Annotated in this window: 13 protein-coding genes; all 13 read right to left on the bottom strand. The window is 68.9% G+C overall.

The window, feature by feature from the left end; translation table 11 throughout:
* Positions 1–14: 14 nt before the first annotated feature.
* From QFZ47_RS23690 to QFZ47_RS23630, 13 genes are read right to left on the bottom strand one after another with little or no spacing between them, the layout of a single operon-like run.
* Positions 15–983, bottom strand: a complete 969-nt coding sequence (locus tag QFZ47_RS23690) for a PDR/VanB family oxidoreductase (RefSeq protein WP_307657964.1) — start codon at positions 981–983, stop codon at positions 15–17.
* An 18-nt stretch (positions 984–1,001) separates the two neighbouring features.
* Positions 1,002–2,045: a Rieske 2Fe-2S domain-containing protein gene (locus tag QFZ47_RS23685; RefSeq protein WP_307657963.1), complete on the bottom strand. Its 1,044-nt coding sequence runs from the start codon at positions 2,043–2,045 to the stop codon at positions 1,002–1,004.
* Positions 2,046–2,058: 13 nt separating this feature from the next.
* The gene (locus QFZ47_RS23680) at positions 2,059–2,280 is read right to left on the bottom strand and encodes a recombinase-like helix-turn-helix domain-containing protein (protein ID WP_307657962.1); all 222 of its coding nucleotides are present in this window, start codon (positions 2,278–2,280) and stop codon (positions 2,059–2,061) included.
* 32 nt (positions 2,281–2,312) lie between these two features.
* The gene (locus tag QFZ47_RS23675; RefSeq protein ID WP_307657961.1) at positions 2,313–3,476 is read right to left on the bottom strand and encodes an FAD-dependent monooxygenase; all 1,164 of its coding nucleotides are present in this window, start codon (positions 3,474–3,476) and stop codon (positions 2,313–2,315) included.
* 28 nt (positions 3,477–3,504) lie between these two features.
* Positions 3,505–4,497, bottom strand: coding sequence for a Bug family tripartite tricarboxylate transporter substrate binding protein (locus QFZ47_RS23670; RefSeq protein WP_307657960.1), 993 nt, complete (start codon positions 4,495–4,497; stop codon positions 3,505–3,507).
* Positions 4,498–4,514: 17 nt separating this feature from the next.
* The gene (locus QFZ47_RS23665; RefSeq protein WP_307657959.1) at positions 4,515–5,486 is read right to left on the bottom strand and encodes a VOC family protein; all 972 of its coding nucleotides are present in this window, start codon (positions 5,484–5,486) and stop codon (positions 4,515–4,517) included.
* A complete protein-coding gene (locus QFZ47_RS23660; RefSeq protein ID WP_307657958.1) occupies positions 5,483–6,961 on the bottom strand; it encodes an aldehyde dehydrogenase in 1,479 nt (492 codons plus the stop codon). The genes QFZ47_RS23665 and QFZ47_RS23660 overlap by 4 nt, the downstream gene beginning before the upstream one ends.
* A 9-nt stretch (positions 6,962–6,970) precedes the next feature.
* Complete coding sequence (locus QFZ47_RS23655) at positions 6,971–7,765, bottom strand: aspartate dehydrogenase (RefSeq protein WP_307657957.1); 795 nt, start codon at positions 7,763–7,765, stop codon at positions 6,971–6,973.
* 5 nt (positions 7,766–7,770) lie between these two features.
* Positions 7,771–9,489, bottom strand: a complete 1,719-nt coding sequence (locus tag QFZ47_RS23650) for a thiamine pyrophosphate-binding protein (protein ID WP_307657956.1) — start codon at positions 9,487–9,489, stop codon at positions 7,771–7,773.
* Positions 9,482–10,318 (bottom strand): SDR family oxidoreductase, encoded by an 837-nt coding sequence (locus QFZ47_RS23645; RefSeq protein WP_307657955.1) that lies wholly within the window; start codon positions 10,316–10,318, stop codon positions 9,482–9,484. Before QFZ47_RS23645 ends, QFZ47_RS23650 begins: the two co-directional genes overlap by 8 nt.
* Before the next feature lie 8 nt (positions 10,319–10,326).
* Positions 10,327–11,163: an IclR family transcriptional regulator gene (locus tag QFZ47_RS23640; protein WP_307657954.1), complete on the bottom strand. Its 837-nt coding sequence runs from the start codon at positions 11,161–11,163 to the stop codon at positions 10,327–10,329.
* 42 nt (positions 11,164–11,205) lie between these two features.
* The gene (locus QFZ47_RS23635) at positions 11,206–12,081 is read right to left on the bottom strand and encodes an alpha/beta fold hydrolase (RefSeq protein WP_307657953.1); all 876 of its coding nucleotides are present in this window, start codon (positions 12,079–12,081) and stop codon (positions 11,206–11,208) included.
* Positions 12,082–12,091: 10 nt separating this feature from the next.
* Positions 12,092–12,640: a cupin domain-containing protein gene (locus QFZ47_RS23630; protein ID WP_307657952.1), complete on the bottom strand. Its 549-nt coding sequence runs from the start codon at positions 12,638–12,640 to the stop codon at positions 12,092–12,094.
* Positions 12,641–12,644 lie beyond the last annotated feature (4 nt).

Raw genomic sequence — 12,644 nt, 5'->3', positions numbered from 1 at the left:
CTTGGTGGGGAATTTCAGATGTCGAGCACCAGCCGCTCGCCCTTGCAGCGAGAGACGCAGATCATCATGGTCTTGTTGGACGCACGTTCGATCTTGGTGAGGATGCCGTCGTGGTGGTCGATCTCGCCTTCCAGCACCGCTGTTTCGCAAGCGCCGCAGACGCCCTCCTTGCAGCTGTGGTCGGGGTTCAGGCCGGCGTCGATCAGGCTGTCGAGAATCGATTTGCCGGGTGGCACCTCGACGCTCCTGCCGCTCTTGGCGCACTCCACCACGCAGCCCTGGGTGGCGCTCGGCGCCTCCACATGCACCGCGGCAAAGCGCTCGATGTGCGCATTGGCATAGCCCAGCTTCTCGCAGCTCTTCTCGAAGGCGTCGAGCATCGGCGTGGGACCGCAGCAGTAGTAGTGGCTGGTGGTGCCCTTGCCGGCCAGCAGCGCCGCCAGATCGGGCGGCGCGCCCTTCTCGTCGTCGAAGTGCCAGGTGAGCGGCACGGCGTGCTCGCGCGCCAGCGCCTCGATGGCATCGCAGAAGGCGGCCTCCTTGCGGGTGCGCGCGCAGTAGACGAGTTCCACCGGCCTGGTCGCGGCCACGAGCCGCTGCAGCATGCACCAGATGGGCGTCACGCCGATGCCGCCGGCCACCAGCACCGAGCGGTCCGCGCCCTCTTCGAGCTTGAAGTTGTTGCGCGGCGCCGAGATCGGCAGCGTCATGCCCACGCGCAGCTGCTGGTGCACATAGCGCGAGCCGCCGCGGCTCTTGCGGTCGTTGAGCACGCCGACCACGTAGCGCTGGCGATCGCTCGAGGGATTGCACAACGAGTAGCTGCGCACCAGTCCGTTGGGCAGGTGCAGGTCGATGTGGGAGCCGGCCTCGAAGGCGGGAAAGTCCGTGTCGGACGAAGCCGGGCGGAACTCGACGCTGACGATGCCGTCGGCCTCGTAGCGCATCGTGTGCACCAGGGCGTTCAGCGTGGAAGAAGACATGGCAGAGCTCGCTTCCAGTCAGGCCGTGACTGCGGCAGATTCCGCGAGCTGGGCTTGGGCGAGGTTGCGCATGTGGCGGCGCAGGCGGACGATGCCCAGGTCGTGCTGGTACAGGTTCTCGTGCTGGTTGGCGTCGGGCTCCATCTCTTCCAGCATCACGCGGTCCTGCTCGAGCACATGCCAGTGGCGCGCCTCGAGGCGGTTCTTGTACAGGAAGCGCCAGGTGTCGCGCTCCCAGCCCGGCGGCAGCTTGCGCACGCGCCAGAAGAAGGTGGCCGTCATGCCCTTCACGATCGGCGAGAAGGCGCCGACGATGATGAAGTTGCCACCGGGACCGCCGGTTTTCGGGTACGGGATTTCCAGGCGCATCCAGTGGATGCCGGTGTCGGCCCATTCGGTCCAGTCGAAGTTGACGTTGCGCTGGCCTTCCTTCTCGAACACAAAGCCGGTGTCGGTCTGGCGGATGCCGAACTTGGCCGCCGAATCGCCCTCGGCCATCGAATGCGACTGCTTGTGCAGGTAGGTGCCGTGCATCGGGTCCATCACGTTGTCGAGCACGTAGCGGTAGTCGCCCTTCCACTCGGTGTAGCAAAGGAAGGACGAATACTCCGCGTCGTCGGTCAGCTGCTCGGGCAGCACCAGCGGCGGCGGCACATCGACCGGCTCCTTCGAGTTGTAGAGGAACACGGCGCCCGCCCGCTCCTGCACATGAAAGTGCCGCGTGGCCTGCGAGCCTTCGAGCTTGCAGCCCGGGCTGCCGGGCACGCGCGTGACGACGCCGTCATGGCGCACCTCGACGCCGTGGTACGGGCACGAGAGCCGGTCGCCCAGCACCACGCCCTGCGACAGCGGCGCGCCGCGGTGCGGGCAGCGGTCTTCCAGCGCGTGCAGCACGCCTTCGCCGTCGCGCCACAGCGCGATCTTGCGGCCCAGGCGGCGCAGCGAGACGGGGTTCTCCTTGATGAAGTGCGAGGGGCAGATCGGGTACCAGAGGTCCTTCAGGCCGATCTCGAGCAGGTGGTCGACCGGGTCGGCGGCGATGGGAGTGATAGCGATGGTCATGGTGTGTTGCTCCTCAGCCGGCCAGCGTGGCCATTTCCTTGCGGTACAGCGCCTCGGTCCAGGGTTGCCCGGCGGGGGTGGCCAGGCCGCTGTCGTTGAGCCGCTGCACGAGGCCGGCGAGGTCGTGGATGCCGTGGCCGAAGGCGCGCTCGATCACGTCGCCCAGCAAGTCTTCATAGGTGGTCGCGGGGCGCTGGCGCGCCTGGTGCGGTTGCAGGTAGCGGTCTTGTTGCATGGTGTGCCTCCGTGGGGTGAGGTGGATGTGAATCAGGCGGTGGCAGTGGCGCCGGCCGGGGCACCCAGCGGCACGGCCCAGGCGTCGTAGCCATAGACCCAGTCGGCGTTGCCGCCTTCGCGCAGCCAGTTGTTGCCGCGCGAGCCGAGCTGCACCTGGCCGGCGCGTGCGATGCGGGCCTTTTCGTAGCCCTTGAGCGCATCCGCCACATCGGCCATCGCCACGCCTTCGAAATGGCGCGACAGCACCACGGCGTCCTCGATCGCCATGCCCGCGCCCTGTGCCATGAACGGCAGCATCGGGTGCGCGGCATCGCCGAGCAAGGCCATGCGGCCCGCGGCCCAGGCCGGCATCGGGTCGCGCTCGTACAGCGCGGTCTTCAGCACCGTGTCGCAGGCATCGAGCAGGGCGCGCGCCTCCGGGTGGTAGTCCACGTACTGCTCGCGCAACTCGTCGACGCTGCCGGGCGCGGTCCACGATTCGAGGTGCCAGCTGTCCTGCGGCGTGGTCGCGAAGATGAAGATGTCCCTGCCGCGGTTGAGCGGGAACGTGACGATCTGGCTCTGCGGATTCGGGCCCCACCATTTGGTGAAGGCGCCGAGGTTCGGCACGCCCGCCACGCGCTCGGCCGGCACCACGGCGCGGTAGGCGACGATGCCGGTGAAGCGCGGGCTTTCGGCGCCGAACATCGCGCTGCGCACGCACGAATGGATGCCGTCGGCGCCGAGCAGTGCGCCGACGCGGGCGCTGCTGCCGTCGGTGAACGAGAGGCTCACGCCCTTCTCGTCCGCGGCGATGGTCTCGGCGCGCTTGCCGAGCGCCACGCGCTCGGCAGGGAACATGTCGGCCAATGCGGCGAGCAGGTCGGCGCGATGAATCGTGAGCTGGGGTGCGCCGTAGCGTTGCTCCGCCGAATCGGCCATCTCCAGGCACGAGGTTTCCTCGCCGGTGTCGTAGGTGCGGCTGATGCGGTGCGAAGGGCGGGCCGCCGTGACCCGCGCCGCCTCGCCCACGCCGAGGCCGTCGAGCGCACGCACCGCATTGGGCGTGAGGTTGATGTCCGCACCGACGCGGGCGAACTGCTTCGCCTGCTCGAACACGATCACGTCGTGGCCCGCGCGCCGCAGCGCAATGGCCGCCACCAGGCCGCCGATGCCCGCACCGACGATGCCGACGGTGGATTCGCTTGTCTTCATGGGTGTCTCCCCTTTTGTTATTCGCGGCTCACTCGGCCACGATGTTGCGGGCCTTGATGATCCTGGCCCACACGGCCGTTTCATCGCGGATGTGGGCGGCAAACGCGGCCGGCTTCATGGCCGCGTCGGTCATGCCTTGGGCCTTGAGGCGTTCGCGCACGTCGGGCTGGGCCAGCATCTCGGCGGCATCTTTCGCGAGCTGCTCGACCACGGCAGGCGGCGTGCCCCTGGGTGCCAGCAGGCCATACCACGAGGTCACGGCCACGCCCTGGATGCCCTGCTCCGCCAGCGTGGGAATGTCGGGCGCGGCGGGGCTGCGCGCGGCCTCCGTCACACCCAGCGCAACGAGCTTGCCGTTCTTGATGAAGGGCATGGTCGCGGGCAGATTGCTGAACATCAGCGGCACCGAGCCGCCGAGCACGTCGTTGAGCGCCGGTGCCGTGCCCTTGTAGGGCACGTGCAGCAGGTCGATGCCGGCCTGCTGCTTGAACAGTTCGCCCGCCAGGTGGAGGCCGCTGCCCACGCCCGGCGATGCATACGACAGCGTGTTTGGCTTGGCCTTGGCCTGCGCCACCAGCTCCTTCGCGCTCTTGATGCCCGACGACGGCGAGGCCACCAGCACGTTGGGCGCCTTGGCCAGCATGGTGACGGGCACGAAGTCCTTCCCGATGTCGAACGGGAAGTTCGGCATCAGCGTGGGGTTGATCGTGAGGTTGCCTGCGGGCACCACGAGCAGCGTGTGGCCATCGCCCTTGGCGCGCTTGACCTTGTCGATACCGATGTTGCCGGCCGCGCCGACCAGGTTCTCGACCACCGCGGCCTGGCCGTAGCGCTTGGCGAGTCCCTCGGAAAGCACGCGGGCCAGCGTGTCGACCGGGCCGCCGGGCGGGAACGGCGAGACGATGGTGAAGCGGTCGCTCGAGAGCTGTTTCTGCGCATCGCCCTGGGCATGCGCGGGCGAAGCGATGGCGAAGGCCGACAGCGCGGCGAACACAAGGGAAAGAAAAAGACGTCGTTGCATGGTGGTGGTTATCGGATTCACTTTTTCTCTGTGAGGAAAGCGCCTTTCGGGCCTTCCGCGTTCTTCTGGCGGCGGGTGTTGCCGTCGAGGCCGCCATCGACCGCCCATTCGGCGAACACCGTCGGGCCCGGCTCGAACTCGCGCGGCTGCCAGTCGGCGGTGAGCTGGTCTTCGTCGGCGTAGTACTCGATCAGGCCGCCGGCCGGGTTCTTGAAGTACCAGAAGTAGGCCGAAGACACCGGGTGCCGCCCCGGGCCGAGTTGTGTTTCCCAGCCGCGGCGCGAAAAGTGCAGGCCGCCGCCGAACACTTCGTGGATGTCGCGCACGGTGAAGGCCACGTGGTTGAGCCCGCGCTTGCCCGAAGGGATCTGCAGCAGGAACAGGTCGTGGTGGCCGCCTTCCGGCGCACAGCGCATGAACGCGCCGCGATTCGGATAGCTGTCGGACGAGACGAAGCCGAAGCGCTGTGCGTAGAACACGCCGGTGGCCTTCACGTCGCTCACGAAGAACACCACATGGCCGACCTCGATGGGCGTCGCGCGCTCGTAGACCGGTGCGGGCTGGTTGATGCGCGGCTTGGCGTTCCAGGTGTTCATCGCACCGCAGTCGACGTCGACCGCATGCTTGCGGCTGACCTGCAGGCGCACGGCGAGGCCGCTCGGATCGATGCAGCCGATGCGGCGCGCGCCGTCGACCGTGCCGTCGAAGACGGCCGGGTCTCGCGCGATGGCGGCGGCATAGCGATCGAGGTCCGCTTCGCTTTCCACGCCCCACACCACTTCGCGCAGCGTCGGGCCCTCTTCCATTGCGGGCGGCAGGCCCGGCTTGTCCAACGCCGCGACGACCACCTTGCAGCCGTTGAGGCATTCGAAGACGAGCTCGTCGGGCGCTTGCGACTTCAGCGCGAGGCCCCAGTCCTCGAAGAAGCGGCGGCAGGTGGGCAGGTCGTCTGCCCCATAGGTGATCTGGTCGATGCCAAGTACGCTCATGTCAGTGCCCAGGGCAAAGGTTGTTCATTGGTGCCCCAGTACATGCTCTTTTGCTCCATGTACTGGAAGATGCCTTCGCGGCCCTTCTCGCGGCCCAGGCCGCTGTCGCGCCAGCCGCCGAAGGGCGTGGAGACCGAGAACTGCTTGTAGGTGTTGACCCAGACCGTGCCGGCCTGCACCGCGCGGCCGACCTTCCAGGCGCGCTTGAAGTCGCGGCTCCAGATGCCCGCGGCCAGCGCATAGACGCTGTCGTTGGCCTGCGCGATCAGCGACTCCTCGTCGTCGAAAGGCATCGCGACCAGCACCGGGCCGAAGATCTCTTCCTGGCTGATGCGCGCGCTGTTGTCCAGGCCCTCGATGATGGTCGGCCGGTAGAAGTAGCCCTTGTCGTAGTCGCTGCCATGGGGCCGCACGCCCCCGGTGCGGATGCGTCCGCCTTCAGACACGCCCAGGTCCACATAGCGCTCGATGCCTTCGCGGTGCCTGGCGGTGATGAGCGGGCCCATCTGCGTGCGCTCCAAGGCCGGATCGCCCACGCGCAAGGCATTGGCGCCTTCGGCCAGCCGCGTGAGGAACTCGTCGTAGATGCCACGCGCCACGAAGAGGCGCGAGCCCGCGATGCACGATTCGCCCGACGAGCTGAAGATGCCGTAGAGCACGCCGTTCACCGCATGGTCGAGGTCCGCGTCGTCGAGCACCATGGTCGGCGACTTGCCGCCCAGCTCCAGCGACACCGGCATCATCTTGTCGGCCGCGATGTGCGCAATGTGCCTGCCGGTGGTGGTGCCGCCCGTGAACGACACGCGCTTGACCAGCGGATGCTGGGTGATCGCATCGCCGATGACCGAGCCCTTCCCCGGCAGCACGCTGACGATCCCCTTCGGCACGCCGGCCTGCTCGCAGATGCGCGCGAGTTCCAGCGCCATCAGCGGCGTGACCTCGGCCGGCTTCACGACCACCGCATTGCCGGCCGCCAGCGCGGGCGCGAGCTTCTGCGCCTCGCTCGCGATCGGCGAGTTCCACGGCGTGATGGCGGCAACCACGCCCATGGGCTCGTGCACGCTCATCGTGACGAAGGCGCCGCGCGAAGGCGTGATGGTTTCTTCCATCGTTTCGAGCGCGGCCGCGAAGAACTGGAAAGTGCCCGCGGCGCTGGCCACGAGGTTGCGCGTTTCGCTGATCGGCTTGCCGTTGTCCAGGCGCTGCTTCTGCGCGAGGCTTTCACTCTCTTCGCGGATCAGCTGCGCCACGCGGTGCAGCACCGCGGCGCGCTCGTGCGGCAGGCGCTGGGCCCAGCCGCTGGTGCGAAACGCATGGTCGGCGCGCGTGATGGCCTCCTCGACATCGGCCAGGCTCGCGGCTCTGAGGCGCGCGATCGGCTCGCCCGTGGCGGGATAAAGGCTCTCGTACACGTCGCCGCCGCCCAGGCGCCATTCGCCGGCAATGCAAATCGGAAGAAGTTCGGAAGAAATCATGGAAATGGCTCAGATGGCGAGCGCCGCGGCCCGGTTGCGCAAGGCGCGCACGGCGCTGTAGACGGTGAGTGCGGAGGTCTTGGGGTTGGCCGCGAGCGGCTTGTTGCGCATGGTCAACTCGAAGCTGCCGAAGGCGCCTTCGGCTTCGACTGTGTGCACGTTGTCTGCGATGGCCGGATCGGCAATGAGCCGCACGAGCGTCCTGTCGAGGCCCAGCCCCGCGAGCGACACGGTGGCCGCAACGTTGGCGTTCTTGGGATAGAGCTGCGCCGCCTCGCGTGCGCTGCCTTCGAAGATCACTGTTTCCTGGGTCAACGCGTCGAGATTGCGACCCTGCTCGGCCGGCGTGCCCTTCCAGGCTCGCGGGGGCTTGCGGCCCGTGTAGCGCACGCTGTCGAGCCCGCCGATGCGCGCGGCCGACAGCGCGTCGATGGCGCCGATGGCGCCTGCGATCAATTGCACCTGCGTGCGGCCGGCAATGGCGGCGGCTTCGAGCCTTTCAGCGAGGCCCGCGGCCGACAGCGCGCCCACCGAGGCGACGATGCACGGCGTGCCGCGTGCGAGCGCCGGCAGCACATGCTCCTCGATGGCCGCATGGCCGGCCGTCTCGACCACGAGGTCGATGCCCATTGCCGGCACGCTGCTCGAAACCGGCACGCCGGGCACCAGCTTCTGCGCGGCAGCCACGCCTTCTTCAGGCACGACGATGGCCGCCACCGCCAGGGCCGTGTCGCCCTTGAGCAGTTCGAGCACCGAGGTGCCGATGGCACCGCAGCCGATGAGTGCAACGCGCAGCGCGGTCATGCCCGTCACTCCACCGACGCCGCCGCGGCCTTGCCGAGCGCCGGGATCTGCGTCACGGTATTGGTCGGCGGGCCGGCGAAGGCACTCTTGAACTCGCCGATCGACAGCATGTCGATCTCCAGCAGGAACGGGCCCTTCTTCGCCAACGCCTCGCCGAGCCTCGCCTTCAGCTCGTCCATGCGCTGCACGCGCGCATGCGGCAGGGCCAGCGACGCGCACAGCATCGCGTAGTCGGGCGTGTGCAGATCGGCATAGCAGCGGCGGCCGCCGTACTGCGCATCCTGGATGTTCTTGATGACGCCGTAGCCCTTGTCGTTCATGAGCACGATCACCATGTCGGCTTGCTCCTGCACCGCGGTCGCGAGTTCGCCGAGGTTCAGGATGAAGCCGCCGTCGCCGGCCAGGCAGAAGGTCTTGCGGCCCGAGCCCGTCTCGGCCGCACCGATGGCCGCGCCGATGGCCATCGGCATGCCCTGCCCGATGCCGCCGCCGGTGGCATGCACGCCCGCGCTCGGTTCGAAAATGCGCAGCTCGCGGTTGCCCCAGGTGCTGTTCGACACCGTGACGTCGCGCACCCAGTTGAAGCTGCGGCCGGCTGCCGCCTGCAGTTCCTTCACGAGCGCGGCGTAGGGGCCGAGGCCATCGGTCAGCGAGGCCACGGCCTGCGCGTGCGCGGTGCGCAGCTCGGTGAGCAGCGCTGGGTCGGCCAGGTACTTCGCGGCTTCGAGGCGGTCGGCCAAACCTTCGAGGGCCAGCGCGGCATCGCCGCAGACGAACAGGTCGGTGACATAGCCGCGGCCTTCGGCGGCTGCATCGGCATCGATGCGCAGCAGCGGGCGCGGCAGCTTCAGCTCGTACTTGAGCGTTTCGTTGCCGCGCAGGCGCGAGCCGACGACCAGCATCGCGTCGCAGCGCTGGTACAGCGCCTCGACCGGCTTGTGGATGTTGTAGGAGCCGAGCGAACCCGCATCGTCTTCGGGCACCGTGCCGCGGCCCTGCGTGGTCGTGACCACGCCGAAGCCGAGCTTCTGCAGGCGCCGGATCGCGGCACCCGCATGGCGCGCGCCGCCGCCGATCCACAGCATCGGGCGCTTGGCTGCTGCCAGCCGTGCAGCCAGTGCATCGAGCGAAGCGGCCGAGGGCACGGGCCGCTCGATCGGCAGCGGCGACAGGTCGGCCGGCATGGTCGTGAGCGCCGACTGGATGTCGATCGGAATCTCCACGCTGACCGGGCCGGTCGGCGCCGTCAGCGCGAGCTGCACCGCGCGCTTGAGCGTGCCGAGCACCGTCTCGACGCTGCGCACCCGCAGGGCCGCCTTCGACACCGCCTTGAGCATGGTGAGCTGGTCGGGCGCTTCATGGATATACGACATGCCCTTGTCGAGGTACGGCGTCTCGATCTGCCCCGTGATGTGCAACAGCGGCGCACCGGCCGTCAGCGCCTCGACCATGCTGCCCGCGATGTTGCCGGCCGCAGGGCCCGTGCTCGTGAGGCACACGCCGAGGCTCGCCGTCGAACGCGCATAGGCGTCGGCCATGTTGCCGGCTCCGGCCTCGCCGCGTGCGGGCACGAAACGGATCGCGCCGCGCTGCGCGAAGGCATCGAGGATCGGCATGTTGTGGATCGAGATCACGCCGAAGGCCGCCTTGACGCCGCACTGTTCGAGAAAGGCAGCGACGACTGCGCCAACGGTGACCGTGTTGTTGTTCGTGGGGTTATGCATGGCGCGAAAGGCCTCCAGAGATATCGATGTGGCTGCCCGTCGTGTAGGACGCGAGGGGCGAAGCAAGAAAAAGGATCGCGCGCGCGGCTTCGGTCGGAAGCCCCAGGCGGCCCAGCGGAATGTGCTTGTCCTGCGCGAGCTGGCCGCTCCATGCGGCCCAGTCCTGCGACTTGTCTTCGCGCGCCTCGAAGCGGCGGCGCCATTGGCCCGACTCGACCAGGCCGATCAGGATGCCGTTCACGCGCACGCCCTGCGGCGCGAACTCGGTGGCCATCGAGCGCACGAGGTTCAGCAGCCCGGCGCGCGCGGCCGAGGTGGCGACCATGTGCGGCTCGGGCTGGCGCGCCAGCAGCGAGTTGGCGCAGACGATGGCGGCATCGCCGAGCGCGGCGCGCTGCGCCGCGAGCTGCGGCAGGAAGGCGCGCGTGGGGTTGATGACCGAGAAGAACTTCAGGTTGAGCTCTTCGGTCCAGGCTGCGTCGTCGGTGTCGGCAAAGGTCGAGACGCGCCCCTGCCCTGCGTTGTTGACCAGCATCGAGGCCGGGCCGAGCGCGGCCTCGGCGGCGGCGGCGAAGGCGCGCACCGAAGCCCCATCGAGCACGTCGCAGGGCTGCGCGAAGAGCCGCGCGTCGGGATGCCTTGCGCGCAGGCCGGACACCGCGCTTTCGAGCCGGCCGGCATTGCGGCCGCACAGCGCCACCGCGGCGCCGCATTCGAGCAGCAGCTCGACCGTGGCCAGGCCGATGCCCGAGGAGCCTCCCGTGACCACGGCCACGCGGCCCGCCAGTGCGTCGGCGGCAAAGAAGGAAGAAGAAGACGGCTGTGTCATGGCGTGGTTCATGCGCTGCGAAGCGGCACCACCTTTTGCGCGCGGGCAGGCGAGTAGTTCAAGAGGCCCGAAATCTCTTCGGCGGTGCCGCGCACGCGCTGCACCATCTCGTCCATGCGGTTCTCCTCGATGTGGCCCGAGGTGATGGTGGCGCCCAGGGCCGCCACGATGTGGCCGCTGTGGTCGCGCACCGGCGCCGCGATGCTGGAGATGTTCGATTCGAAGAAGCCCTCGCCCAGCACATAGCCGCGCGTGCGGTCGGCCTGCACCATGTCGAACAGCTCGCTCACGGTCTTGGGCGTGCTCGGCGAGAAGGTCTCGAGCTTGTCTTCCGGGTAGAGCGCGCGCAGCTGCGGCAGCGTGAGGTCTTCGAGCAGCACGCGGCCGAGCACCGTGGCATGGGCCGGCAGGCGCGTGCCCACGGTGACCGAGCTTGCGAAGGGCGTGGGCGGCGCCACCTTGGCCACGTAGACGATGGAGCGGCCGTCGCGCACCACCAGGTTGCAGGGCGTGCGCAGTTCGTCGCACAGGCGATTGAGCAGCGGCGTGCCCAGCTGGGTGAGCTCGAGCGAGGCCAGGTATTCGAAGCCCAGGCGCAGCACGGCCAGGCCCAGGCGGTAGTCGCGCCCGCCCTCGGCGCGCTCGAGAAAGCCCATGTTCTCCAGCGTGGTGAGAAGCCGGAACACGGTCGAGCGCGGCAGGTCGAGGCGGCGCGCGAGCTCAGGCGCAGAGAGCGTGCGGCTCTCCCGGCTGAACTCGCACAGCACGCGCAGGCCGCGTTCGAGCGCCGGCACGTTGTAGCGCTCGCCGCCCTCTTCCATTGTCTCGTTGTCGTTGGTGGCCATGGTTCGTTCTTCCCGTTGGTTGTCTTGTCGCATCTTCTTCTGTCAGGCGGCCAGCACTTGGCGCAGCAGCGCGGCAACGGCTTGGGGCTGCTCCACGTAGCTCGCGTGTCCGGCCTCGGCAATCGGCTCGAGCGGCACGCCGCACCGGCGCGCGACTTCGGCGCAGGCCTCGGGCGTGGTGACGGCGTCGAGCGCGCCGCAGGCCACGCGCACCGGCATGGCGGGCGGCAGGTCGGCCAGCAGGTCGGCGCTGCACAGCAGCTCGACGGCCTGGCGGTAGCCGCCCTCGTTCAGCTGCGCCATATTCCACCGTACCCACTGGCGCGCGAGTTCGCTGGCGCTCTCGGACACGAGGCGTTGCGCGCGCTTCGCGGCCATGCCGGCGATACCGAGCTGGTCGAGCGTGGCGAGCCGCTCGGCGCGCACCTTGCGGCGGGCTTCCTCGCGATGCGGTGCGCCATAGCCGGCGGCCGGGCTGATCAGCACCAGGCGGTGGATGCGCGAAGCCAGGGCCGAATCCTTGCGCGCTGCAGACCCGGCAGTGAGCCCACCGAGCGAGTGGCCGACCAGCACGCAGGACTGAATGTCGAGCGCATCGAGCAGGCCGTGCAGCCGCTGCGCATAGTCTGCCGCGGAAGGCTGCGCGGCCGCGAGCGGCGTCGACGCGCCGTAGCCCGGCGCATCCCACGCGATCACGCGGGCCTGCGGCGCCAGCAGCAAAGCGACGTTGAGCCACGAGGCCGCACCCGAGCCGATGCCGTGCAGGCAGACGATGGCCGGGCCCGCGCCGCGTTCGCGCACCGACACCACGGCCGCGCCGCCCACCGGCACGGCGCGCGCCGGAAAGCGGGCCTCCAGCAGCGCCAGCTCGGAAGCGGGCAAGGAGTTCGGCGCGTCGGTGGCGATGGCGTCGTTCATGGCGGCTTCTTCAGCGCTTGATGCTGGCCAGCGGATGGTCGGCCGGGTAGGTCGGCGTCACGGGCTTCTTCGCGCCCAGCATCACGCACATCAGCGCGTCTTCGTCGCCGATGTTGATCTCTTCGCGGTACACGCCGGGCGGCACCGAGATCAGGTCGCGGTCGGTCATGATGGTCTCGAAGCGCTCGCCGTCCTTCTCGATCACCACCTTGAGCTTGCCGCGGATCAGGAAAAACACTTCCTCCACGTCGGTGTGCAGGTGCGGCGGGCCTTCATGGCCGGCCGGAATCACCATGGTGGAGAAGGTGAAGTGCTCGGCCGGCACGGTGTTGACGTCCTTCGCAACACCGGTGCCGCCGGTGCCCACGTAGCGCATCTGCGCGCGGCGGAACTTGGGATCGAGGTCGGCCTGAAACTTCAGCGCGTCCCAGTCGTACTTGCGGGTTTCGTAGCGCGCAATGCGGGTGTTCATCCACTCGGCCAGGCTGCTGCCTTCGGGCTGCGCCAGCGTGTTGCCGGCGGTATCGGTGATCTTCTGCTGTTCGGACAAATCGCTCATCGGG

The organism is Variovorax paradoxus (genome assembly GCF_030815975.1).
Taxonomy (GTDB): Bacteria; Pseudomonadota; Gammaproteobacteria; order Burkholderiales; family Burkholderiaceae_C; genus Variovorax; species Variovorax paradoxus_N.
The sequence above is the reverse complement of the archived record's forward strand: the minus strand, read 5'-3'. Positions and strand labels throughout refer to the sequence as shown.